Origin of the sequence: Nostoc sp. (assembly GCF_036918245.1) — a bacterium.
In the GTDB taxonomy this organism is placed as follows: domain Bacteria; phylum Cyanobacteriota; class Cyanobacteriia; order Cyanobacteriales; family Nostocaceae; genus Nostoc.
The window spans coordinates 16,799-42,287 of record NZ_JBALEF010000062.1 but is presented as its reverse complement, the minus strand read 5'-3'; the positions used below and the strand labels follow the sequence as shown (position 1 = coordinate 42,287).

The 25,489-nt window shown below is 42.4% G+C and carries 21 protein-coding genes; 9 read left to right on the top strand and 12 right to left on the bottom strand.

What is annotated here, in order from left to right; translation table 11 throughout:
* Positions 1 to 49: 49 nt before the first annotated feature.
* The 5 genes from V7L12_RS17765 to V7L12_RS17745 form a co-directional block, all read right to left on the bottom strand.
* The gene (locus V7L12_RS17765) at positions 50 to 997 is read right to left on the bottom strand and encodes a LysR family transcriptional regulator (RefSeq protein ID WP_335086131.1); all 948 of its coding nucleotides are present in this window, start codon (positions 995 to 997) and stop codon (positions 50 to 52) included.
* 689 nt (positions 998 to 1,686) lie between these two features.
* Positions 1,687 to 1,785, bottom strand: coding sequence for a hypothetical protein (locus tag V7L12_RS17760; RefSeq protein WP_335086129.1), 99 nt, complete (start codon positions 1,783 to 1,785; stop codon positions 1,687 to 1,689).
* Between the two features lie 2 nt (positions 1,786 to 1,787).
* Positions 1,788 to 2,417 carry a hypothetical protein gene (locus V7L12_RS17755; RefSeq protein ID WP_335086128.1) on the bottom strand — a complete coding sequence of 210 codons (630 nt, stop codon included), beginning with the start codon at positions 2,415 to 2,417 and terminating at the stop codon, positions 1,788 to 1,790.
* A gap of 948 nt (positions 2,418 to 3,365) precedes the next feature.
* Positions 3,366 to 4,709 (bottom strand): HEAT repeat domain-containing protein, encoded by a 1,344-nt coding sequence (locus V7L12_RS17750; RefSeq protein ID WP_335086151.1) that lies wholly within the window; start codon positions 4,707 to 4,709, stop codon positions 3,366 to 3,368.
* A 45-nt stretch (positions 4,710 to 4,754) separates the two neighbouring features.
* On the bottom strand, positions 4,755 to 5,168 hold the full coding sequence (locus tag V7L12_RS17745; protein WP_335086126.1) for a QcrA and Rieske domain-containing protein: 414 nt from the start codon (positions 5,166 to 5,168) through the stop codon (positions 4,755 to 4,757).
* Between the two features lie 510 nt (positions 5,169 to 5,678).
* Between V7L12_RS17745 and V7L12_RS17740 the strand changes: the two genes are divergently transcribed.
* Positions 5,679 to 7,262 carry a ferredoxin--nitrite reductase gene (locus tag V7L12_RS17740; protein WP_335086124.1) on the top strand — a complete coding sequence of 528 codons (1,584 nt, stop codon included), beginning with the start codon at positions 5,679 to 5,681 and terminating at the stop codon, positions 7,260 to 7,262.
* On the opposite strand, the gene V7L12_RS17735 is transcribed toward V7L12_RS17740, so the two are convergent.
* The gene (locus tag V7L12_RS17735) at positions 7,259 to 7,606 is read right to left on the bottom strand and encodes a hypothetical protein (protein WP_335086121.1); all 348 of its coding nucleotides are present in this window, start codon (positions 7,604 to 7,606) and stop codon (positions 7,259 to 7,261) included. The genes V7L12_RS17740 and V7L12_RS17735 overlap by 4 nt on opposite strands.
* 199 nt (positions 7,607 to 7,805) lie before the next feature.
* Here V7L12_RS17735 and V7L12_RS17730 point away from each other — a divergent pair, with 199 nt between their 5' ends.
* The 7 genes from V7L12_RS17730 to V7L12_RS17700 all read left to right on the top strand — a co-directional run bounded on the left by V7L12_RS17730 (position 7,806) and on the right by V7L12_RS17700 (position 16,303).
* Positions 7,806 to 9,308 carry a NarK family nitrate/nitrite MFS transporter gene (locus tag V7L12_RS17730; protein ID WP_335086119.1) on the top strand — a complete coding sequence of 501 codons (1,503 nt, stop codon included), beginning with the start codon at positions 7,806 to 7,808 and terminating at the stop codon, positions 9,306 to 9,308.
* 171 nt (positions 9,309 to 9,479) lie between these two features.
* The gene (locus V7L12_RS17725; protein WP_335086117.1) at positions 9,480 to 9,722 is read left to right on the top strand and encodes a hypothetical protein; all 243 of its coding nucleotides are present in this window, start codon (positions 9,480 to 9,482) and stop codon (positions 9,720 to 9,722) included.
* A gap of 187 nt (positions 9,723 to 9,909) precedes the next feature.
* Complete coding sequence (locus tag V7L12_RS17720) at positions 9,910 to 12,105, top strand: molybdopterin oxidoreductase family protein (protein ID WP_335086115.1); 2,196 nt, start codon at positions 9,910 to 9,912, stop codon at positions 12,103 to 12,105.
* Between the two features lie 287 nt (positions 12,106 to 12,392).
* Positions 12,393 to 12,845: a phosphate-starvation-inducible PsiE family protein gene (locus tag V7L12_RS17715; RefSeq protein ID WP_335086114.1), complete on the top strand. Its 453-nt coding sequence runs from the start codon at positions 12,393 to 12,395 to the stop codon at positions 12,843 to 12,845.
* Between the two features lie 253 nt (positions 12,846 to 13,098).
* Positions 13,099 to 13,551 (top strand): nitrate reductase associated protein, encoded by a 453-nt coding sequence (locus V7L12_RS17710; RefSeq protein WP_335086112.1) that lies wholly within the window; start codon positions 13,099 to 13,101, stop codon positions 13,549 to 13,551.
* Between the two features lie 328 nt (positions 13,552 to 13,879).
* Entirely contained in the window at positions 13,880 to 14,482 is a 603-nt protein-coding gene (locus V7L12_RS17705; protein WP_335086110.1) for a DJ-1/PfpI family protein, read from the top strand.
* Positions 14,483 to 14,920: 438 nt separating this feature from the next.
* Complete coding sequence (locus V7L12_RS17700) at positions 14,921 to 16,303, top strand: PrsW family glutamic-type intramembrane protease (protein WP_334824885.1); 1,383 nt, start codon at positions 14,921 to 14,923, stop codon at positions 16,301 to 16,303.
* Positions 16,304 to 16,646: 343 nt separating this feature from the next.
* On the opposite strand, the gene V7L12_RS17695 is transcribed toward V7L12_RS17700, so the two are convergent.
* From V7L12_RS17695 to V7L12_RS17680, 4 genes are all read right to left on the bottom strand, one after another.
* Positions 16,647 to 17,294 carry a hypothetical protein gene (locus tag V7L12_RS17695; protein ID WP_335086108.1) on the bottom strand — a complete coding sequence of 216 codons (648 nt, stop codon included), beginning with the start codon at positions 17,292 to 17,294 and terminating at the stop codon, positions 16,647 to 16,649.
* A gap of 147 nt (positions 17,295 to 17,441) precedes the next feature.
* Entirely contained in the window at positions 17,442 to 19,019 is a 1,578-nt protein-coding gene (locus V7L12_RS17690) for a CHAT domain-containing protein (RefSeq protein ID WP_335086106.1), read from the bottom strand.
* Positions 19,020 to 19,198: 179 nt separating this feature from the next.
* The gene (locus tag V7L12_RS17685) at positions 19,199 to 21,466 is read right to left on the bottom strand and encodes a protein phosphatase 2C domain-containing protein (RefSeq protein WP_335086104.1); all 2,268 of its coding nucleotides are present in this window, start codon (positions 21,464 to 21,466) and stop codon (positions 19,199 to 19,201) included.
* A gap of 666 nt (positions 21,467 to 22,132) precedes the next feature.
* Complete coding sequence (locus V7L12_RS17680) at positions 22,133 to 22,492, bottom strand: NAD(P)H-quinone oxidoreductase subunit M (protein WP_094350943.1); 360 nt, start codon at positions 22,490 to 22,492, stop codon at positions 22,133 to 22,135.
* 868 nt (positions 22,493 to 23,360) lie between these two features.
* Between V7L12_RS17680 and V7L12_RS17675 the strand changes: the two genes are divergently transcribed.
* Positions 23,361 to 23,645 (top strand): Npun_R1517 family heterocyst differentiation transcriptional regulator, encoded by a 285-nt coding sequence (locus V7L12_RS17675; protein WP_094350942.1) that lies wholly within the window; start codon positions 23,361 to 23,363, stop codon positions 23,643 to 23,645.
* A 542-nt stretch (positions 23,646 to 24,187) separates the two neighbouring features.
* On the opposite strand, the gene V7L12_RS17670 is transcribed toward V7L12_RS17675, so the two are convergent.
* The gene (locus V7L12_RS17670) at positions 24,188 to 24,883 is read right to left on the bottom strand and encodes a response regulator transcription factor (protein ID WP_094328649.1); all 696 of its coding nucleotides are present in this window, start codon (positions 24,881 to 24,883) and stop codon (positions 24,188 to 24,190) included.
* 359 nt (positions 24,884 to 25,242) lie between these two features.
* Positions 25,243 to 25,386: a hypothetical protein gene (locus V7L12_RS33240; protein ID WP_442947896.1), complete on the bottom strand. Its 144-nt coding sequence runs from the start codon at positions 25,384 to 25,386 to the stop codon at positions 25,243 to 25,245.
* Positions 25,387 to 25,489 lie beyond the last annotated feature (103 nt).

Sequence of the window (25,489 nt, the reverse complement as noted above, 5' to 3'; positions counted from 1 at the left end):
CAAAAATCCCATCAGAAATTAAAGACTCTTGAATAATGACTAATAACGCTTAAGAAGCCGATCGCTGCTGGTCAATTTGCAGTGGGATATTTTCCTGCACGAGTTGCCAAAAGTGTTTGATGGGGGGAATTTGTAGACGGTCTTGAGTTGTTACCATAACTACCCGCCGAGTTAAACTGGAACCATCTGCTAAACCACTAGTATTATTGCTGGCTAAGGAACGAATCGCCAGGGTAGGGTCAAGACGAGCTTCCAGTAATGCTGATTGAGGTAGTAAAGCTATCAGTTCTCCCTGGCGCACCACTCCTCGGAAGGCATCTAGGGTATTTACCTCTAAAACCGACTGGAGTGTAGCCTCCATTCGCTCAAATCTATCTTGGATTAAGCGCTGCATCCCATAGCCATCTTTAAAAACCACTTGGGGATAACGAATTAGCTCCGACCAAGGGACAAATTCATATTGGGTTAGGGGATGATTGGCTGCGGTTAAAACTTCTATAGGTTCATCATAAAGTACTTCTACCACCATTTCTCTACTGGTGGTTAAAAAGCGATTATTCATCACAATTGCTAAATCCACCAATCCATCTTTGAGGACTTTCAAGGCGCGATCGCTTCCCAATGAAGTCACCCGCAATTGCACATTTGGATAATCATGACAAAATTTTTGCAACACAGGTGGTAAGTAAGATCCACATAGGGAGTGAATCACGGCAATGCAAAGTTCTGGTTGCTTTCCGGCGATTAAATCGGCTAATTCTTCTGTAGCAGTCTGCCACTCTTGGCAAATTTTGCGGACGCGGGGTAACAAACGTTCACCTCCTAGCGTCAGTTTGGCATGAGTGCTTCTGTGAAACAGTTCTATCCCCAAATCTGCTTCTAATGCTTGGATTTGGCGACTAATCGTCGATTGGGTAACACCAGATGTTCGCGCTGCTTGTTGAAAGCTGCCGGTTTGGGCGATCGCTAGAAAGGCTTGCAACTGCTCTAGGCGCATTTTTATGTAGCCTGAATTACATTTATCGGTTTCATTAAGTTAACGGATTTTTTTCCACAATTTAGTAGACTTTGTTACAGGTCTTTTTCTCTGATTTACATTTAAGTAAATCAAGTTTTACCTCGTTTGTCGTAAATTATCCGCTTTGCACCGATTTTTTCGGTAAATTTCGCCAAAAAAGAATTGACTATTTTTTGCTGAAATATATAAATTTTTAGATAATATTTTTAACGGTATCGCTCTGAGACGCTCTCCTGTGATTACAGAAGCTGATAGTTTAGCCGTAGCCAACTAATGAGTAGTTAGCTTGATCATATTATGCGACAGATTAAGTAGGTAGGCGTAAATATTTGTCGTTGGGAAAATGCAGGAGGCAGGAGCGAAGAGGGTTTTAGCCTCGTTCATTTTTGCTAACATAGTTTGGTTTTATTCTGCCGACCTACTTATATAGTAGTTTCCAAGTGCATGAAGTAATCATATCAAAACCTTCACCCCCAAGCCCTCTTTGTGAGTTTAAAAAGGGCTTGGGGGTGAGGTACAGTTTAACCTAACTCTTATTAAGAAACGCTATTAGGTCTGAGCAAGACAAAATTTTGTACAACTTACAGATACGGCTGCGATCGCATCAGATTTGTAAAAGATACAGAGGGCATTAACTACGGCTGTACCCTCCTAGAGTGTTGTGAATACTATTTTATGGGGCGAGAACCTGTGACTTCATCAGGATCGCGATAAGCCCGGACTTTTTCGCGATTACGTAGTCCTGCTAAACCGGCTAGACCAAGCAAACCTAGCCAACCCCAATCGAAACCGCGATCGCTAGTTCTTTCGGAAGTTGTGACCCCTGTATTCCTGTTAGTACCTGTGGCATCAGTGCCCGTGCCTGTGGAATCAGTGCCTGTTGTGCCAGTGCCTGTGGAATCAGTACCTGTAGTTCCAGTACCTGTAGTTCCAGTACCTGTAGTTCCAGTACCTGTAGTTCCAGTACCCGTTGTGCCAGTACCTGTAGTTCCAGTACCTGTGGAATCAGTGCCTGTTGTACCACCACCGCCTGTGATTCCAGTACCTGTGGAATCAGTGCCTGTAGTTCCAGTGCCTGTAGTTCCAGTTCCTGTGGAATCAGTGCCTGTTGTACCACCAGTGCCTGTGCTTCCAGTGCCTGTTGTACCACCAGTGCCTGTGCTTCCAGTTCCTGTTGTACCACCAGTGCCTGTGCTTCCAGTTCCTGTGCTTCCAGTTCCTGTGCTTCCAGTGCCTGTGCTTCCAGTGCCTGTGCTTCCAGTGCCTGTGCTTCCAGTGCCTGTGCTTCCAGTGCCTGTGCTTCCAGTTCCTGTGCTTCCAGTTCCTGAGCCAGTGCTACCACTAGAGCTTCCACTGCCAGAGCTTCCACTGCCGGAGCTTCCACTGCCGGAGCCTCCACCGCCGGAACCTCCACTTTGGGCAAAAACTGAAGGAGGTAAGGATACAGAAGCGAAACTGATGGCAAAGACAGTAGCTAAAACAGCTTTAGATAAATTTAAAGGCTTCATGCTTATGGTTCCTATTATGTTCTAGATTTCTGTGGTTGATTGATTTTCAAAAGCGATATTGTCTCTTTAATCCACTGCTAAATTAGGTAAATTCTGGCATAGTTAAAGATTGAGGAGTGTTTTACTTGGCTTCTTCTGGAAACGTTGAAAGGATTTGAAAATACCACAACAACTTACTATTCGCCCCATTCAACAAAATAACTCATAAACAGTAATTAATTCAGGATTAAGAACCCACGAGCAAAGTCGCTTGTTCAAAATAGAAATTAAATATTAAATTTACTTTTACCTATCCCATTTTTACTTGATTATTATGACTTATTTTGTTGTTGTTATTATCTAGCGTAAGTGTTATTTTTGCGGCGGACTTCTACCATAAGAGTAAAACTATTTATATCGCAGGAAATAATTTGGCATTGAAGTTAAGTTAGTTTATAACCGTAAAACATTTTAGAGTCTAGTAATTAGATAAATCGACTTACCTAAGAGGTACAAGCGATCGCTCATTTAAGCAGGATTTTCATTTCGGTAAATATAATTACTTTATTGACATGAGTTTTTAGTTATTTGGATATAAATAAACTAAAAACTTTAAACAGCCAGATGCTGCTAGCGGTTGAAACTTATAAACAATACTTCACAATACTATTTCATTTCAGAACTTATAACTTCATACTCTAGGAGTGTCTTACTTTAGACTTAAGGAATACTTTTATTGTCAGTTAAGTAGGATGGCGTAAATAATTAGAGGTTTGTAATTAATAAGGACTTTAGTCCTCTCTTCTGTACGAGAGGCTGCGCCAACGAGATGCTACGCAATTAAAAGTTAAGACTAAAATTTACCATTCGGCTAAAGCGATCGCTATTCCTTGTTTTAAATCTGGTGTGATTGCATCATTATTTGCTAACTGCTGCAATTGTTGATGTGTGGCTTCCTCATTCAGATTTTTCAGTGCTGCGATCGCATGTAGTCTCACCGATGTATTAGAATCGCCTAACAGCGAAATCAATGGTTCAATTGCCTGCATTTCGCCTAACTGTCCTAAAGATAAGGCGATCGCACTTTTGATGCTAGCAACCTCTGTGGCTGGATGCTGCGTTAGCGAAGCTCGCCGTTCGCGTAGCGTTCCGCAGGAAAGGCATCGCAGTATTTGCAGTAATATTTCTGCGGCTGGTGTAGTTAACTGGGGTTTTTGCACTCTTCCCAAAACTGTGATAATTTCTTGCCACACTGTTTCTGATGTACTTTGATTCAGTGCTGTTTGCAAATATTCCAAACTCGATAACGTCCCTACCCAACTTAAAGCACGGATGGTTTCTAATTGCAGTGTTGTCGGTGTCTGGGGTGAAATCAGCAAATCAAATAAGTATTTGGCGGCGTCATCACTACCAATCCGAGAAAGGGTAACTGCGGCTGCACAACAAACATCAAGGTTAAAGTCGTAAAGTTTGGGTTGCAGTCTCGTTATTAAATCTAATGCTTGGTGTAAGTCGGGGCGAAAACCTAAACCAAGCACTGCTGCACGCCTCACTGTGGCGGCTGTATCATCCAAAGCTTTTAACAATACTGGCAGTACACGTTCATCATGAAAACTGCTGAGAGCTTCAATTGCGGCGGCGCGGATTGCTGCTTGTGGATCTTGCACTACACTTAACAGTGGCGTGATGGTTTCTGGTTGCCGAATACAACAAAGCGATCGCACTGCTAACAATCGTGTATTTTCATCTAATAGAAGTTCAGTTAGTGAAGCAATAGCAACAGTACCCATTTGTCCCAGTGCTGTCGCGGCGATCGCTTTGAGTTCTTCATCCTGATCGTTTTTCAATAATTCAACTATTGACGCGATCGCTTCTGGGTGTTGAAATTCGCCCAAAGTCCTTGCTGCATACCAGCGCAATTCTTCTTCTGCATCTTCATCTTCTAATATTTCAATTAGAGGTGGGATGGCAATCTTACCAAAGTGAATCAATACTTTGGTAATTTCCCATCGTTCCTGAAAATCCCCCATCTCTAACATTGAAAGCGTTAATTTCAGGATATATTCTCGATTTTTAACTATCTCTGGATCTTCCGAGTCTGTCCCTAAAATTAACTGTTGCAAATATTGAATTAGTGATGACCAATCAGCCGCATAATATGCTGCCTCGGCTTGCACCAAAAGCTGTTTGATGTTACTCACAATATCTTGCTTTAATTATCATCTTCTACTCCCTGCCTCCTGCCTCCACTAGCTTGGCTTGACTACAATCGAATTACCCTCAATCTTGGCGGCGTAAGTTTTCAGGGGGTTTGTCGCTGGGCCTTTTTGCACTTTACCATCGGCTCCATATTCCGAACCATGACAGGGACAAGCGAATTTTTTTGCATCAGCTTTCCATGCTACAGGGCAACCTGCATGAGTACAAGTAGGGTCAACAGCAGTTAGATTTCCGGCTTTAGATGTGCCGACTACCAGCACAGGCCCAGCAGGTGAGTTTTTTGCCAGCAATTGACCTGTTTTATCCAATTCTGCTGATGTACCTACTGTTTGCCAATCTTTAGATGCTGGAGTTGTTTGAGAAGAACAAGCTGCGATCGCTACAGGTAGAGAACTCGCAATCCAACCCAAACCTACCCAATTAATAAAATCACGACGTTTCATAACTGCTGAAATAATATCTAAGTTTTAACTAACATTTACTACTCAATTTTGGATTTTAGATTAATTTATGGCAATCCAAAATTGCTTCAGTCATCTCAAATACCGTTGATTGAGGGTTTTACATCGTTCATTGGTGACTTTAATGTAAAAAATGCATAGTATTCATGTATTTTTTGCAGATTTTACCAAAAAACGTAACAATTTATACGATTTTAACAAAAATCTCGCCTTAAGTTATGAGTATCGAAATTGTTACATGAACATTATCTAAACCTGCTTGACAAATTCCCAAGATGTAAATGGCCACAAATTTTCTTTAAATAACCACGGATTTGAAGTTTCGCGTTGGAATGTTCTTGAGTAAAAATAATCAGCCGTAGTTAAATATTAAGTTTTTATTCCCTAACCCTCGTAGATACAGCACCTGATGTAACTACGGATTGATTGGTATTGGTCAATTACCACCGCAGTTCCCGATTATATCAGTAATTTGCAACGAGATTCAGCCTCATGACAGACACAGCAAATACCACTAGCCTTAATAAGTTCGAGAAATTAAAAGCAGAAAAAGATGGACTCGCCATCAAGAGTGAGATAGAGAAATTTGCCGCACTGGGTTGGGAGGCGATGAACGAAACAGATCGCGATCATCGACTCAAATGGGTAGGCGTGTTTTTTCGCCCAGTTACCCCAGGCAAGTTTATGATGCGGTTGCGGATGCCTAACGGTATTCTTACCAGCAGCCAAATGCGTGTTTTGGCCCAAGTAGTGCAGCGTTACGGTGATGATGGTTGCGCTGATATTACTACCAGACAGAATATTCAATTACGGGGGATTAGGATTGAAGATTTACCAGATATCTTTAATAGATTTCACGCAGTTGGTTTAACCACTGTGCAGTCAGGGATGGATAACGTCCGCAATATTACAGGCGATCCTGTGGCGGGGTTAGATGCAGATGAGTTGTACGACACGCGAGAGTTGGTACAGCAAATTCAAGATATGCTCACCAATAAAGGGGAAGGAAACCCAGAATTTAGCAACTTACCACGGAAGTTTAATATTGCGATCGCAGGTGGAAGAGACAATTCAGTTCACGCCGAAATTAATGATTTGGCTTTTGTTCCCGCATTTCAGGAGGGGACAGGGCAAGAATTTTCCCAATCACCAATATTTGGCTTCAACGTCCTTGTGGGTGGCTTTTTCTCAGCTAAACGTTGTGACGCGGCGATTCCTCTGAATGCTTGGGTGGCTCCAGAAGATGTGGTAGCTGTATGTAGAGCGGTTTTGGAAGTCTTTCGTGATCATGGGCCGCGCGCTAATCGGCAAAAATCGCGCTTGATGTGGCTAATTGATGAATGGGGTTTAGATAAGTTTCGAGCAGAAGTAGAAAACCGTTTGGGTAAATCATTATTACCCGCAGCAACAAAAGACGAAATCGACTGGGAAAAACGCGACCACATTGGGGTATATAAACAAAAACAAGCAGGATTAAATTACGCAGGTTTAAACATTCCTGTCGGTCGGTTGTATGCCGAAGATATGTTTGAAATCGCTCGTCTAGGAGAAGTTTACGGCAGTGGCGAAATCCGCTTTACGGTTGAGCAAAACATTGTTATACCCAATATTGCTGACTCACGTTTAGCAACATTTTTAACAGAGTCTTTGCTGGAAAGGTTTTCTATTGAGCCAGGTTTGCTGACGCGATCGCTAGTATCTTGCACAGGCGCACAATTTTGCAACTTTGCCCTGATCGAAACCAAAAATCGCGCCCTGGCAATGATAAAAGCCTTAGAAGAAGATTTAACCTTCACCAATCCAGTGCGAATTCACTGGACAGGTTGCCCCAACTCTTGCGGACAGCCCCAAGTTGCAGACATCGGCTTGATGGGAACTAAAACTCGCAAAAATGGCAAAACCTTGGAAGGCGTTGACATATATATGGGTGGCAAAGTTGGCAAAGATGCCCATTTGGGAACTTGTGTTATGAAAGGCATACCATGCGAAGACTTGCAGCCAGTATTGCAAGATTTATTAATCAAAAACTTTGGGGCAAAACCCAAACAAGAAGCCTTAGTAGTTAGTAACTGTTAGTACTTATCGGAGGTATTCGCCATTGAGCAAAACTCATACTTCAAGCTTAAAGGTGCAATTTCCGAGATAAAAGGCTCAACTTCTGAGATAAAAGGCTCAACTTCCGAGTTCAAAGGCTCAACCTTCGAGATAAAAGGCTCAACCTTCGAGATAAAAGGCTCAACTTCCGAGTTCAAAGGCTCAACCTTCGAGATAAAAGGCTCAACTTCCGAGATAAAAGGCTCAACTTCCGAGATAAAAGGCTCAACTTCCGAGATAAAAGGCTCAACTTCCGAGTTCAAAGGCTCAACTTCCGAGATAAAAGGCTCAACTTCCGAGTTCAAAGGCTCAACTTCCGAGTTCAAAGGCTCAACTTCCCCTCAATATGGTTCGGATAAGATCCCCCCGCCTGTGGCGACCCCCTTAAAAAGGGGGTAATTAGAAAAAAAAGCCCCCCTTTTTAAGGGGGGTTGGGGGGATCTCCGACGAATAAACACGTTAACCGAACCGTATTGCATCTTCCTCTACCTCTTCTCCGTATTTTATTCAATTAGAAAGACTGGAATGCTTAAAAACTTATTTTCATTCAGCGATCGCTACCGCATCTTACATCAGACTTGGTTTGCTTTTTTTCTCACCTTTGTCTGTTGGTTTAACTTTGCCCCCTTCGCTACAACCATTGGCAGAGAACTACATCTAGCACCAGAGCAAATCAAAACTTTAGGCATCTGTAACCTCGCCCTCACAATTCCCGCACGACTAATTATTGGGATGCTTCTGGATCGTTTTGGCCCCAGAATTACCTACTCAATCTTGCTGATGTTTGCGGTTATTCCCTGTTTGGCGACGGCGCTAGCGCAAGATTTTAATCAACTAGTCATCAGTCGTTTGCTGATGGGAATTGTCGGATCTGGGTTTGTTGTCGGTATCCGCATGGTGGCGGAATGGTTCCAGCCCAAGGAGATGGGAATTGCCCAAGGCATTTATGGCGGTTGGGGTAACTTTGGGGCTTTTGGCGCAGAGTTTGCCTTGCCGATACTTGCAGTTTCTACTAGCTTTTTCGCTGGTGGTGCTTCTAACTGGCGGTTTGCGATCGCACTTACAGGGATTATCGCAGCTATCTACGGCGTAATTTATTACAACAGCGTCCAAGATACGCCCACAGGTAAAGTCTACAAGAAACCTCAGAAAAATGGTTCTCTAGAAGTGACCAGTATTAAAAGCTTCTGGGCGATGATTGTCTCAAATTTTGGTTTGATTTTCGCTCTAGGTTTATTAGCTTGGCGTTTAGAACAAAAGAACATTCACTTCCTAACTTTGAGCCAAATGTATCTGGCTTGGTTGCTATTAGCAGGATTGTTTGCTTACCAAAGTTACAAAGCTTGGCAGGTAAATCGAGAACTTCTAATTGGTAAAAAAACCTACGCTCCATCTGAACGCTTTCAATTTGGTCAAGTAGCTTTACTGGAATTCACTTATATAACTAGTTTTGGCAGTGAATTGGCAGTTGTTTCTATGCTGCCAGCATTCTTTGAAAAAACTTTTGCTTTAGAGCATGTTATAGCTGGGATGATTGCCGCTACCTATCCGTTTTTAAATTTGATTTCTCGTCCCAGTGGTGGCTTAATTTCTGATAAATTTAGCTCCCGTAAATGGACAATGACAATTATCAGTGCAGGTATTGGTGTTGCCTATTTGATTGCACATTTTATTAGTAGTAACTGGCCGATTCCGCTAGCGATCGCAGTTACAATGTTTGCTGCCTACTTTGCCCAAGCTGGCTGCGGTGCAACTTACAGCATCGTACCCCTAATTAAGAAAGAAGCCACTGGACAAATTGCCGGTAATGTGGGAGCTTACGGTAATTTTGGCGGCGTAGTTTACCTGACAATTTTTAGCTTAACCGACGCTCCAACACTATTTAGCACAATGGGTATAGCTGCTTTAGTCTGCGCTTTCATGTGCGCCTTCTTCCTCAAAGAACCAAAAGGTTCCTTTGCTGCTGCTTATGAAGGTGAATTACCAGAAACCGCAACTAAAAACTCTACCTTTTTAGCGGAAGAATAAACTTCTTGCATAAATCAAAAATAAGAATCCCACCCCCGTTTTTGACTTACATCAAAGTCTCCTCTCCCCGCTTGCCTACAGTATCTTTTCACCTACAATACAATGCCAATGCATCGACCTGCAATGCCAATGCATCAACCTGCAATGCCAATGCATTAACCTACAATGCCAATGCATCAACCTACAATGCCAATGCATCAACCTGCAATGCCAATGCATCAACCTGCAATGCCAATGCATCAACCTACAATGCCAATGCATCAACCTGCAATGCCAATGCATCAACCTGCAAAAATTAATCCACTTTACGCAGTAGTAAGTTGGGTTGAGGAAGAAACTCAACAATTAGCCTTTAATTTTGGGATGAGAGGAGCTAAACCCAACTTACATATCTTTACAGCTATTTTCAGGTAAATAGACCATGCGGTAGGGGCGCAAGGCCTTGCGCCCCTATAACAGATGTGGTTCAAATACTTGAATTCTGCTGTAAGTGAACCGTATGGATATCTTTGATCCAGGATTAGCGTGCAACATATAAATTTCCCAAACTGTCGCTACATCTGAGGTTGCACAATCAAAATAACAAAATGGTACAACCGCCATGAGTGAATTTACCAAAACTCTCTGTCCTTACTGTGGTGTTGGCTGCGGTTTAGAAGTTTCACCTCCAGCCCAACTTGGCAAAGCAACTAATCGAGATAGCCAAGGAAATCCAACTTGGCGGGTGCGCGGTGATAAAGCCCATCCATCTAGTCAAGGAATGGTTTGCGTTAAAGGCGCAACGATCGCAGAATCTTTAGATAAAAATAGATTACATTACCCAATGGTGCGAGACTCCTTAGATCAAGAGTTTCGGCGCGTTAGTTGGGATGAAGCTTTTAATATCATCACGCAGCGCATTCAAACAGTACGCTTTACCCAAGGGCCAGAAGCCTTATGTATGTATGGTTCTGGCCAGTTTCAAACTGAGGATTATTACATAGCCCAGAAACTGATGAAAGGCTGTCTGGGTAGTAATAATTTTGATGCCAACTCTCGCTTATGTATGTCTAGTGCTGTGGCTGGATATATTCAAAGCTTTGGCTCAGATGGGCCTCCATGCTGTTACGAAGACTTGGAGTTAACTGATTGTGCATTTTTAATTGGTACTAATACAGCCGAATGTCACCCCATCGTTTTCAACCGACTGGAAAAGTATCACAAAAAGAACCGCAAAGTCAAAATGATTGTGGTTGATCCCCGTCGCACACCAACCGCAGAAGCCGCTGATTTACATTTAGCCATTCGTCCTGGTACAGATATCGACTTGTTAAATGGCATCGCACATTTATTAATGCGTTGGAACTACATTGATACGATGTTCATGGACGACTGCACTAGCAACTTTCCCGCTTATGCTGAAGTGATTCGCCACTATCCGCCAGAAATAGTAGCTCGTCAATGTGGAATCAGCATTGAAGATTTAGAAACAGCAGCTCGTTATTGGGGTGAATCAGAGCGGGTACTATCTTTGTGGTCAATGGGTGTCAATCAATCCTCAGAAGGGACGGCTAAGGTAAGAACTATCATTAACCTGCACCTGATGACTGGACAGATTGGCAAACCTGGGGCTGGCCCTTTTTCCCTCACTGGTCAGCCAAACGCAATGGGAGGGCGGGAAGCCGGAGGTTTGGCGCATTTATTACCGGGTTATCGGACGGTGAAAAATCCTCAGCACCGCGCAGAAGTTGAGGAGTTTTGGGGACTTCAGCCAGGACAAATTTCGCCAAATCCCGGTTTGACTGCTTGGGATATGATTACTGGGTTGGAAAATGATGCTGTAGAGTTACTGTGGATTGCAGCTACCAACCCAGCTGTGAGTATGCCAGATTTGGAGCGAACTAAGAAGGCATTGTTGCGATCGCCTTTTACTATTTACCAAGACGCTTATTATCCTACAGAAACCTCTGCTTACGCTCATGTTTTGCTACCAGCAGCCCAGTGGGGTGAAAAAACTGGTGTGATGACAAACTCCGAACGGGTGGTAACTCTGTGTCAAGCATTTCGCCAACCGCCAAGAGAAGCTAAAGCAGATTGGGAAATTTTTGCCGAAGTTGGACGTAGATTAGGTTTTGAGAGAGAATTTGCCTTTGCTAACTCTGCTGAAGTTTATGCTGAGTTTGTCAAACTGACACGCGATCGCCCCTGCGATATGACGGGTATCAATCACGCGCAATTACAGACACAAGGCCCAACTCAATGGCCTCACCCCCAAGAGAGCAGAGGAGCAGGGAGAGAAACCTTTGGAAAGCGATTATATACTGATTTGCGCTTCCACACCCCTGACGGACGCGCTCGATTTGGGGCATATTACTCCAAGGGATTGGCAGAACCACCAGACCCAGATTATCCGTTTGTGCTAACTAATGGACGACTTTACGGACACTGGCATACGCAGACACGCACCGGTCGAATTGAAAAAATTTGTAAAATGCATCCCGAACCGTTTATCGAAATTCATCCCCGTGATGCTGCTCGGTTAGGTATTGTCGATAGCATGGATGTGGAAGTGCGATCGCGTCGGGGTAAGGCTAAGTTTCCAGCGAAGGTAACAAAGGCGATCGCGCCTGGTACAGTTTTTGTCCCCATGCACTGGGGTTCACTGTGGGCAGATAATGCCGAAGCCAACGCCCTCACCCATCCAGAATCTTGCCCCGATTCGCTCCAACCAGAATTAAAAGCCTGTGCTGTGCAGTTGATACCAATTTCTGTAGAAGTTCCCATCAAAGATTATCAACTCCAGTCCTCACAATGGTAAGCTGCAAAGTATAGCTCGAAGGTGGTAATTCATAACCAGCAATAGGTAATTTCGTCAATAATCAATAGTCAATAGTTATTATCATTTTTTATGACTCTCTAATTTTGACTGTTACCAATTACTATATCTAAAGAGGTTAAATCTCTCGGAAGAAGAGGTTTTACTAGCGTCGATTTTAGCTATGGATAAAGAATAAAAAACTTACAAAGCTTTGGCAAGTCCTCTTTTTTTAATCCTCTAGATTTATCTATAGGATTTTATTTTATTTGAAAATCGGGTGCAGCATTATGAGAAAGCTACTAAGGCAAATTTTAGTAACTACCAAAGATGAGAACTTCATGCACATTATCGAAAACATAGAAGTGCTAGTTTCTAAAGCTCTATCTATTTTTATGGTAATAGTGATTTTGGTAGCGATCGGGGATTTAGGAATATTTATTTTTAAAGAGTTATTTACAGCGCCTTATGCAAAGTTTAACACAACATTGTATAAAATTTTTGGGCTATTTTTGAATATTTTAATTGCTTTAGAAATTTTAGAAAATATCACAGCATATTTACGAAAACACGTTTTTCAAGTTGAATTAGTTATTGTCACATCTTTAATTGCTGTTGCCAGAAAAATTATTATTCTTGACTTAGAAAAAGTCCCAGGTATTGATATAATTGGTTTAGGAATTGCTATTCTCGCCCTCTCAATTAGTTATCTCATAATTCGTCTAAGTAATTTAAAAAATTGAAGTTAAAAAGAAAGACGTAATATGCTGTATTCGGGCATAAATTTAGTTAAATATAGATTAAGATAATTTCTTCGTCAAGCAGATGTTATACTTGATACTTAAGAATAGCCTAAACAGTATTTTGGACAAATGATTAATGTGCGATCGCTAGATAAGTCTTATTTTTAATTCATAATTTATGTAACTTAGATATAAAAATTATCGATGATTAAAAACCCTTAATTTTGAATGCTCGAATTTTGAATACTTACTTATGGCAGATTTCTTTGAATTTGAAGCAGACTTTGTTGATTCCCTGCGCTGTATCCCCATGCAGGTGCGTTGCAAATTAGATACCTGTGGCATCAAGCTAAAATTGCCTGATTGGAATAAAATGACGACAGATGAGCGTCAAGCTTTAGTCGAATTACCTTGCACTACAGAAATAGAAATTCAGTCTTACCGCGAACATATCCAGCAATTAATTTTAGAACGCACGGGTATACCAGCTACAAAATTACCTATTGAGCCTCATCCTGCATGGCTAGACTCTGCCATTGTACCAGCCAGTATCCAGGAAAAAGCTCAAGAAATAGGTGTAACCCTGACACAGCAAGATTGGACAGGTTTAACACCGTTACAGCGTTTTGCCTTGATTAAACTCAGCCGCCCAGGACATGAAAACCAAAACTTTAACAGAGCGATCGCAGAATTTGATCTGTTTTAATTAGACAATAGTCGTTAAAAGAAAAAATCTGTAGAGTGCATTACACTTTGTTAACTTGCTGCCCTAAAATGATACATTACAACACAGCTAGTGTTGTAATGTATCAAAAATTTATGTAGATACTAACGAATAAAATAGCTGACTCTAAATTAATATTTACTTTATATAGCGTTTCCTAATACAGGTGGGGTTAAGCTGTACCTCACCCGGATAAAGCTGTGCTTTATCTCTCCTCTTTGCGAGTTCCCAGAAGGGTTTTAATATGTACTTTATGCACCTGAGAACCGCTATAAACAACTATTGACTAAAAGGTGAGGGTAACAAAAATATGGCTGCAAAGAAACTTTTGATGCTTGTTGGTGACTATGTAGAAGACTATGAAGTGATGGTTCCTTTCCAGGCATTGCAAATGGTAGGACACACTGTCCACGCAGTTTGCCCCGACAAAAAAGCTGGCGACAAGGTGCGGACAGCAGTTCATGACTTTGAAGGAGACCAGACTTACAGCGAAAAACCCGGACACGATTTTACTTTAAATGCTACCTTCGCAGAAGTAGAAGCCACAAACTACCATGCCTTAGTCATTCCTGGAGGACGAGCACCAGAATATATCCGCCTCAATCAGCAGGTACTAGAAATCACCCGTCACTTTGCCCAAGCAAATAAACCGATTGCTGCCATCTGCCACGGCTTGCAGTTATTAGCGGCTGCTGATGTACTGCAAGGCAAGAGATGTACTGGCTACCCTGCTTGTAGTCCAGATATCAAGAGTGCTGGAGGGATCTATGTTAATATCCCTGTCGATCGGGCAATAGTTGATGGTAACTTGGTGACAGCACCAGCTTGGCCTGCTCACCCACATTGGCTAGCAGAATTCCTCACAATACTTGGAACTAAGATTGAACATCCAGAATTGACTACAGTTGTTTGAGACAAGATACCAGAAATTTTTTGGTTCAATCTTCATAACAGTTTCTTTCCCTACTCCCTACTCCAAAAGAGCTTTGGCAAAAACAACTGACAACAGACGACTGAAAATTATATATTTTTGAAATGAAACTAAATGCAATAAAAAATACTATTTTTTAATAAATTGCGGTGGATTTAATTTGCCGCTACGATGTCAAAAGTACAGCATCGAGACAATCTGATTTATCCGCCTAAAAAGCCAGTTTTAGGACAAACTCTCAGTAGATGGAATACTTATTTACATGAGGTGAAACAATTTGAAATTTTGCATCAATAATTTTAAATTTCTTAGCAGTAAGTGAAGCTATAGTGGATTTAGCAATGCTGCTGTTAATGTGGCTAAGGTTAGTCCTGCTGCCAAATTATGTGAAGAATTAGTTTAGAAACGCACTTCTTATCGATGACAGGCAAAAACGCAAGACATAATGCATTTCTGCGGCTAGTGTCTGGTAATGGGGCAGCTTTGGGAGCAGAATCTCGCTACTCGCTGCCCCCCAGTAAAGAGATGGTAATTGGACGCGACCCCAGCTGCCAAGTTGTCTTGGATGCCATGATGTACCGAATGGTATCTCGTCGTCATGCAGTGGTTCGTCCCCTCTCTCTATCCCCAGATAGCAAATTTAGCTGGGTGCTTTGTGACTTGAATAGTGCTAATGGCACTTATTTAAATGGACAACGCTTATATGAATGTCAAGAATTGCACGCAGGCGATCGCATTTCTCTAGGTGCTGATGGGCCGCAATACATTTTTGAATACGAGTATACCTCACTGACTCCGGCGACGACAGTGAACCAAGTTACACCACTGCCTTCGGCGACTAACTACCACAACCACACGCAATTAAAGCAGCCAGATTCTGTTAGCTTCACTCAGCTTTTTCCGATTATTTCCACTGGTAAAGATTTAACTAGCAAAGCTTACCTCGTACCGGGAATACTGACCGTAATTTTTGTGGTGCTGATGTTTGCTACAGTCGGTCGCCCCCAAGCTAATCAAGTGATCGTAGCAAGTTACATCGCCTTCGCTGCCTACTATTTTGTTTACCAACTTTGCGGGAAACAGAAGCCTTGGTGGGTGCTAATGGCTACGTCATTGGGTACAATCCTGATTTTGCTCAGTCCGCTGTTGGATCTATTTATTTTTGTATTTCGCGGCATCCTGCCTGGAAGCTTGCCCACACCCCAAGAATCTATCACCTTCACAGAGTTACTGGTGCGGATGTTTTTTGGCGCTGGGTTGATGGAGGAATTACTCAAGGCATTACCTGTACTAGGGGCTTTTGCCATCGGTAGAATGTTGTCTTCACCTTGGCGAGAACGCATCGGCATCTGGGAACCTCTAGATGGTATTCTCCTGGGAACGGCTTCTGCTGTAGGCTTCACTCTCTTGGAAACCCTCGGTCAGTATGTGCCTGATATCACTCAAAATGTCACGCAACAGGTGGGTATAGGGGCTGCTGGTCAACTGGCAGGTTTACAACTGTTAATTCCGCGAATTTTAGGCTCTGTAGCCGGACACATGGCTTATAGTGGCTACCTGGGTTATTTTATCGGGTTGGCTGTTCTTAAACCCAGTAGAAGTTGGCAAATTCTGTCTATTGGTTATCTGAGTGCCTCTGCGCTCCACGCTCTCTGGAATGCTACAGGGTCAATCAATGCCTTGCTTTTGGTAGTTGTTGGAGTGTTATCTTACGCCTTTTTGATGGCGGCAATTCTCAAGGCACGGGCGCTATCACCGACGCGATCGCAAAATTTTGCTACCCGATTTCTTGGGCCAAAATAGAGGAGTATACAACTCTTGGAGAGGCTGCGCCAACGACTACGCTCAGTAACCAGGGGAGCAGGGGAGTAGGGGGGAGAACAAGCAATGCTTGAGTATTTACCTCTTGGGATAGATGGCCTAATTTGAAAATCAGCGTATTGTTAAGTTATTATGGGGTAAAGATACTTACAAAAATAAAAATCATTAAACTTCTTCTTGCAAAAGTTTTGATTTTCGACTCTATATCTTTGCGTAAGGAAAACCAATATCTTTGCAAAAAACACCTCTGAATAAAGTGAACGCAAAGCGTGGGTTACACGAACACAACGTATAATGAAAACTTTTTCTACTCCCTACTCACCATTCATAGTTCAGGTTGAGACTTGTTAAGTTCAGTAAAAGCATAAGAAGCGATCGCTAAACTAACCTTTGCTTTCTCTACTTCTGATAAAGCTGTCCACTCGCTATTTTGAAGATTACTGAGTGCAGATACCGCGTTTTGCGATTCGCTACTTCGCATAGCGTAAGCAAAAGGACGAGCCAAAACGATAAGATCCTCTGTTCCCCAGGTTGGTAGTACTGTCTGAACGCACTCAACCAGTTGCTCGCTGATTAATTGGCGAGCCGCAAATATCTCAGCAGCTTTGGTGGCGATGGTGTTGAGCAATATTTGGGGGACACAGGCAGAAAAATTCGTACGTAATGTTTCTTGAAGGTTAAATACTACTGCCTGTTGTCGGTTATCATTGTGGTCAGGTGTAGGAGTAATACTAGACCAAAGTGTATCTAAATGTCCGTAAAAATCTTGCGATCGCCTCATTAGTTCAACGCCCTGTAAATCTTCTATTCCGAACTGTTGTTCTAGTTCCTGAAAATAAGCTTCTGATTCCTCATCACCTGGATTCCAGGGATAGTTAGCATCCTCTGGTTCTAGTAACGCTTCTAATAACTCTAAATCTACTTGAGATGGCAAAGAAGAGAAAGTATCTGAGCCGTTAATTTTGTGAGGCATATTTTCTTACCTGATGATTATTTGGTGGTATTGACAGCTACAAGTTCTAAGAGGAGATTTCCGCAAAAAAAGTTGATTTTTTCTCCAAAAAAAACAGATTTTAAAAGCTGATGCTAAAGACTCAAATTCATTTACGCAATAGCTCTGCTATGAGTCTTCAATCACAAACTCCCAGGTTTCACCTCTAGCACTTCCAAACTTTAACTGCATTCCCGATTTTAAAGGGACTTCCTCTCGGAGGATTTGTTGCCAGCCATTAGGGCCTAAAAACCAGGTTGTTCCGTAAGTAGAAAAATCTTGCAAGTAATAAGTTCGCATCAATGTAGCATCAGTAAGAGTATTACGGCAGAAGATTTCGGCATGGCGTTTGGATACAGATGGTTCGGGGATGACGATATCATTGTCTCTCGTCGTGCGGCCGATGCGGGTAACTCCATAACGCAGTAACCAGGTTTTACCTTTGGGAGTGAGTGATCGTAAACTTGCAGTTGGAAGCGAGGAACCTGCATCAGGAATGGCTGTATCTGGTAGTTCCGTAATACCTTCATCCAGATTTTTAATTAGTTCCCCATTAAAATCTGGATGCAGGTAGAGAACAGGCAAAGTCCAAGCAGGTTGATTAAATTTATACAGTGTTAACAACTCTTGCCTAGCCTGTGCTACGGCTTCATCAATTGGCTTGTGCGATCGCAAAGCTTCGGTAAAGGCTTGAATAAAACTATGGCTTTCGTGGTCAGCGATTTCATCGCGCATCCCCAAAACCGCAGGCACACCATGACGAATCAGTACTTCTGCTAAACTGCTGGCAGGGATAGCTTGATGATTGATCGCGGCTGGTTGTGCCCCCCAACAAGCGTTGAAAACCGCTAGTTTCACACCCGTACGGGTCAATACTTGCGCCAATTCTATGCCATTAAGGGGCATATCTGGTCGCAAAAACAGTAACCCTCCATCTGGGTCTGGCAAACCATGTCCAGCGTAAAAGAAAACATTGTATTCTTTAGTTTCTAATTCATCAATCAACTGTTGTGGAGTTGGTTGAATGAGTTGATTCACTATACAAGGTGCATATCTTTGGGCATTACCAGGCGTATCTGCAAGAGCTTCCTGTAACATAGCGGCTTCTTGTTCTAGTTGCAGCTTGTCATCATGACCTACAACCAGCAGGATACTTAAAGCTTGGTCAGTTCGCAAATACGGTAACGCGTCAACTTCAGTGGTGGTGCGACTAAATAGCAAATCTTGCGAGAGAGACATCGCCGATTGACCAGGCTTGCGCTGCATAATTTCCCAAGGGAAAGCGATCAGATCCGGGTCGCGAATTTCTAGTTGAAAGCGCAAACGTGTATGCTCACCCATAGCCATACCGTGACTGCGTTCTAGACTACCAAGAATTTGCCCGTCGAATACCCAGTGCCATAAATTCATTCCCAAATATTGCATCAGACGACTGCTGTAGGGGCCAGTAGTTTGACCTGAAGGGGATGAAATCCAATCTATAGGCAATGGGTTGGCCTTTTGAGATGTTGAGTTTGGGGAAATATCTAGGCGACCATGACCAGCAAACATCTGCTGCCATTCTTGCCAGACTTGGGTCAGTTCAACAGGCCATACACAGTCACGTAAAACGTAGCCACTGGGATACGGAGCCTTGACCACCCAAATGGCGAAATTGTCAGTGCCAGTATTTATGAGACGGGCGATCGCCAAATTCAGGGATGGCATGGATTCATTAAACTAAAAGCTAAAAACAAATAATTTCAAGAGAAGAAGAATTCAGCTGAATTTTGTTTTGATAACAATTCTCCAAGGTGAAAATTTTCTACTTTTTTACCTTGTAAGTTTTTTACTTTGATTGTTACCTGTTATTATTCCAGGTTTTTACCAGTTTATCGAGTATTTTATTAAGTTGGACTGGTGTCAGATGGTTCGGTAACTGGCGGTTGCGTGACAGTTCTACATGGATTTGGTGCGTCTGATTGTAAAACAACGCCAAAACGGTTGACTTGGGAGGAGTTTAGCAATACTGTTGCTGGCAAAGGTTTTGAATTTGGTGGAACTGAGGTAGTTACAGTTGGGTTATTAGTATTAGCTGGAGTTTGTGTACTTTTATTAGCACAGACTCGCATAGATACCAAAAAACTCCCAGAAGGAGGATTTGGATTTGATTTTTTCTCAATAACTTCTAAAAAAGTCCCACGGGGGAGTGATTGGTTGTTTCCCAAGGAGATGTCATTATTGGTTTTAATTACCCAACCAGAAGAAAGATTAGCTAGCGATCGCAGTGCGGGTGTCGCTTCGATGGCAGGGTTTTGAGTTTGTAATGGATTGGAAAAAATTGGAGAGGCCCCTGATGGCGATCGCAGTTGCTTAACGAACAATCCTAAAAAACCTGCTGCTACTACAAATAATAATGGAACTATCCACTGTAGGGGGAATTGACGAGTAATAGCCGGCTCAGTGTCTGGAATCACCTGAGTCTTGTGGTTTGGGCTGCCTAAAAGTGTCGCATCTGTCGCCCTGGATGCTAAATCAACAGTTTTGGCAGAATAACTCTGGGGAATCACTGCTTGGATGGTGATTTCTGGTTCCCAATATTGGACTTGATAGTAAACTAAAGCGACGGTGACATTATCGTGTCCATTTTTAGTATTAGCAATTTCGACTAATCTATCGGCAACAGTTGCTATATTTGCTTCCCCAACTAAAATCGGCAAGATTTCTGTTTCCCAGTACTCCTCCACCCGATCGAAGTCACTCAAACCATCGGATGTGAGCAGAAAAACAGCATCTTCATCGAGCATAAACCGTCCCGATGTGGGATGCAATGAAGTGCTAGACCCCATCCCCAAAGCTTGGACGAGAGAGCCAGCGGCACTCTGTTGTACTGCCTCGCGGTAAATGGCATAACCTAGTCGCACTTCGCGGGAGGCGACATCATCATCAAGGGTAACTTGATAACAGCCGTGGCGTGTAATCCAGTAGGCACGACTATCACCGACGTGGGTGATGTACATTTCATGAGCAACAGGCAATGCCATGACTAAGGTCGTGCCCATGCGTTGACGCCCTTGGCGATTTTCACTGTCATTGCGCTGACTGATTTTGTCATTGGCCATTGCCACTGCCTTATCTAGGTCATTCAGCAGCATTGCAGGGTCTATGTGGTCGTAAGGAACCTTTGTTAGTTGCTGTACCTGCTGCTGGATCGTTTCAATGGCTAAATTTGAGGCCACATTGCCGCCCTCGTGTCCACCGATGCCATCGCAGACAATTGCTAAGGCTGTTGGCTGGGGTGGTTTGCTCACCAGAGTTCCACTGGGAGGGCTACAGGCATCTTCGTTACGTTGACGACTTGGCCCGGTGTCGGTTTTGGTGATAATTTGGATCGTGGGTGTTTGCGATCGCCCTAACCCAGCCAGTCCCCGATCTAAAACTTCGACTAATTGATCGGTTGAGTTAATCTCTCCCTGAATTAAAGCAAGGCTAACGCGATCAACAAATTCTGTGATCGCTGGTTTGGTAGTGCTGACCAACTGCTGCCAAAATTCACCTAATTGGGGCAATTCTGGTGATGTGGTGCTGTCAAAACGCAATTCCAACAACCGGACTAACGATCCTTCTACCCGTAATACATAAGAGTCAAGTAAGCTAGAGGCGACACCTTCACTCACAAGAGGTTGCCACAGATGAGCTATTTGCCATAACCAATTTAGTTGGCGCATTGATGTTGCATCACGCCAAGCGGTGGTTAACTCGCTGCCTAGATGTACTTGTTGGATAGTGTCATCTACTAATAGTGGCGGTTTTTCTAAGAGTAATATTTCTCGGTGGGAAGACCCGTCAGCAACAAAAAGCACTCCATATACCTGCGGTACGTGTAAACGGTAGGGAATGAGTCTGAGGTAGGCTTTTAGAGGCTGCAAATTATCTAACTCAGGCGTTAGCGCTAATAAACCAGGCTTCGTATCTAAAAGAACAAATTTATCAAGGATTAAATAGCGATCGGCTAATATTTCTCCAGGGCTACCCACACTTGGGCTATCTACCACAGCCCAGAGATAATTTTTGGGTAGGGGCGTGGAACATCGCTGGCAAAACTTGTGAGTCAGGGGGTTGGCAGCCTGACAATTTTCGTTTGGACAGTAGAGCGTTGCCGCGTCATTTTCCATAGTTTTCGCACCGATCAGCGATTGGCAATTTCTTTAATAGCATTAGTAGGGACAATCTAGACCGCTCATCTTTCTTAAACTTGACATACCCAGACTTTAGATGATGATTTTAGCTGGCGGATATCAGCAGGTGCTAATACAAAACTTATCCAAAAAATACGCTCCTAAGTCAACCCTACAGCCTAATCATAGCTTCTATTGCCCTGTGACTCTTCATCGCCAAAGCAACTAACTCCAACCCTGTCACCACAGCATAACCCAAGCATAACTGCGCGATTTGCTTTTGGTAAATTACCCTATCATCAACAGGCAGATAATGTTGGTATTTATTTAGTTTATAAGTAGGATAGCAAGAATTAACTTTAATTAAGAATTAAGAATAGCAAATATTAATTTTGGCAAAAGTACCTGATAAATGCAGTGACTCTAAAAATCTCTTTCGGACTGCTGTTATTGGCAGGGGGTTAGCCAGTGCTGAGTTAAGAAGTAAACTTACAGCTTGGTGAGGTACAGATAATCGTAGGGGCACAACGTGTTGTGCCCCTACCCGTGTACTTCATTTACCTAAAATACGTTAGATGAATTTTTCCACTCTCAGCCGAGACACTTTTAACTCAGCACTCTTTGTACAGAAGGGTTCAGGTAGCCCGCTACCAACTCATTGGCTTATTGTTTGTCGTCAATGGCAACTTGAGGGACTCCCATGCTGTAGTTAGTAACACGGGCAGAAAGATTGTAGCTGACTTCGCCGAGTTGCAGAAGCGATCGCAGATAATGCTCTAAGTCTGATCCCACACGGCGCAAGTTATAGTCTGTGAGGTCTGCGCCACTAGATGCTTCTACTAGTTCATCAAATTTTCGATAAATTTTTTGCAGTGCATCTTCATTCCAATTAAATTCGTTATCTGGGTCAACATCTAAGGTTAAGACTTGTTGACTAGGAACTAGATCGCCATCCCGGTCAATTTCACCTGCAAAAATGCGGATATGCCGGGTTGTGGACTTGAGCAGCATCGGGTTATCCATAAAAAGGTGTAAGATTTGCGTTGATTACACTGAAATTATTGTAGACGTTATATCCGAGCTTGAATGCTCTCAATTTAAAAGCTTTGAATGCTGTTTTAAGAGAGTATATTGAATGGGCATAAGTAAAAATATCACCTTTACTGATGAGTTTGCTACTTCTGTTATGAGTTGAAGATATATTTAACTGCTAGTACTGACAGTAGTCGAATTATTTTTCTGTAAAAATTAATTTGTAGAGTATTTTCATTTTGTCTACAAATCTGACTTACTGCTAAGATTTTTGGACTCAATCAAGCCTAAAAGACAGTAGGGCTAGGCACTCAGCAGGAATAATTTTATCTGTGTACTTTTTTTTATGGAGAACAAAAGTTTTGACATTAATAATTATGCCGATCAATTTATCCTGAATTTTCTATTGCAAAAAACGTACATCAAGTAATTTCACTGAATAGCGCTACATCGACCGCTGGCTTTAATAAACTCAAAAAAATTCAGCGGTTTTACTTACGTATAAACACCAAAATTAGAGTAACAAGTAAAACTGTTATTGACGTTCACATAAAGTTGATGTAAAAACCTTTAAAAAGGTTGAACAACTTCTTACAGAAACTTTATTGTGTAGAATCTTAAAAACTGAATAATAGTTATGGCTTACCATAAGCTACATCTGGCACAGAAACGTCAAAATCTAGACACTGAAAATCTAGCTTGAAAATACACCACAGGAGAGTGGAATGGAATACAAAGGTAATTGATGAAGAAAAATTCTTAATTCAAGCATTTTGGATTCAAAAGAGATATAAAGAATTTTTGCTGGACATCTACCTCCTTGCCCTCATGACAACCAAGTAAAGGAATCTCAATAGCTATGAACTCCAAAGCATTACCACGCCAGATAAATAATCTCGAAGTAGGTGTTTATGAGTGTGAAATACATCTCAAATTCCGGTTGATTGAGGAAAAGAGTCTATTAAGCGATCGCGAGCAACTCTTACAAGTGCTACTTGATGCTTTAACCGAAGGTTCCGATGACTTTCTAGAAACGCTACAAGCGTCTGTTAAAGCCCAGGAAGTGTCTGAGTTTAAAGCCTCACCTCAAATGCGGCGTCAGCTAATGCGCTTGCGTAATGTCGCGGAAAACTCTCCAACCTAAAGGTGTAATTTGATTAGTGAAAAACGTGAATTGGGCATCAAATCAAATGTTGATCCCATACCCCCGTTGCCATAAAAACTAAGCAGTCAGTAGATTTCATAAAATATTTTGATTTCTACTTTGTGAAAGTCTTATTTAGCAGCACAAAGTCCCAGGAATAGTTTCCGCTATTAAAAACTTTGTAGCAAAGGGTACTGGTAGAATCTAAAAGCAAATTCAGCCGGGTGCATTTTACCGAGTTTTTATCAAAACATTGCAGAATAATAAAACCCTGTGTCTTTACAGATGGGGAATTGGACAACAGGCGCAAATCAAATGAAAACCTAAAAGATCAAAGTAAAAATAAATAACCTTTCTTTTAGCTTTTTGCTTAAACTAAGTGCCTGATTTGCTGAAATACTTATGTTTTATCTATTACTGGTAATAGGTCGTGGTTTAGCAGCCAGTTACCTATTACCGATTACCCAGGACTAGGAGATAAGAGAGCAGAGGAGCAGGGGAGCAGGGGAAATCAATGCCCAATGCCCAATGCCCAATAATGCCTATTTAGCAAGACCATGTTCCAGAGCAAAACGAACTAACTCTGTACGGCTATTGGTGCCGGTTTTACTAAATAAACGGCTGACGTATTTTTCTACATTGCGGACGCTGGTTTCTAAGCGACGGGCGATTTCTTTGTTCATCAACCCTTCCGCGACCAAATTTAAAACACTTTGTTCTCTGGGAGTCAAATCAATTTTAAAAGGGGCTGGCGATTGGGAAATAGCATTTCTTTGAGTTAACAATGCTTTAATTTGGGCAATCTGATTGGCTAGTTCAGCAAGATCGGGGGTTTCAGCGTCATCTCCCGTACTCGCAGCCTTAGCGGCGCGACGGGCTAGCAAATTTTCGACTATAGCCACTAACTCGTCTGGATCAAAGGGTTTGGGTAGATAGGCATCAACACCAGCGTGATAGCCTTGAATGCGATCGCCTGTCATACCTTTAGCAGTTAAAAATACTACCGGTAGTGCTTGGAAGCGGGGGTCTTCTCGTAGTTGCTTCAGGAACTGATAGCCATCCACTTGAGGCATCATCACATCGGAAATCACTAAGTCAGGTGTATTCATCTGCATCCATTCCCAACCTTCAAGGGCGTTACTGGCGACTTGAACGCTGAAACCGCTCTCTTGCAAATAGTCTTTCACGGCTTCCCGTATCCCTGGTTCATCATCCACCAGTAACAATTGTGCTGACATTTAAAATTTCCTTGAGTTTTCCTTTTTCCAATTTAGCGAAAGTTGGTAGGCATTGAGCAATTTGAATTCACCTCTACCGCCTCTAAAGCTTTTAAAGTTCATATCTGTGACTCCGTAAACCCTGTCGCTGCATTAACGATCATGCCTTTATAGGGATGGGCTGGCCGCAAAGTTGTTTAACATTCCCCTGTAGCAAGATCCCAACAGTTGATAGTCTTTATCTTGGCTACCGCTGAGGAGAGTTTGCTCGTCGTGGCTCAGACTGAGCGACCATATAGTAAGGCAGTCTCCAGTAGCTATATGCCAAATTCTGATGGCGCGTAGGCTAGACAAAACTATGCTCGGATTTTAAATCACTCTTACCATTGAGGATTTTCCATAATTAATGCCTCTGTTGCCGAGCTATTTAACGGAACTGAGAAAAAATGTCCCTGGCCATATTGACACTTTAACTTTCTTAGAAGTAATAGTTGCTCTTTTGTCTCTACCCCTTCGGCAAGCACATCCACACCTAGCTTGTGGGACAAGCTGACAATTCTTCTCAATAATTTCTAAATTCTTACTATTAGTGCCCATCAGGCTGATAAAAGAACGGTCAATTTTCAA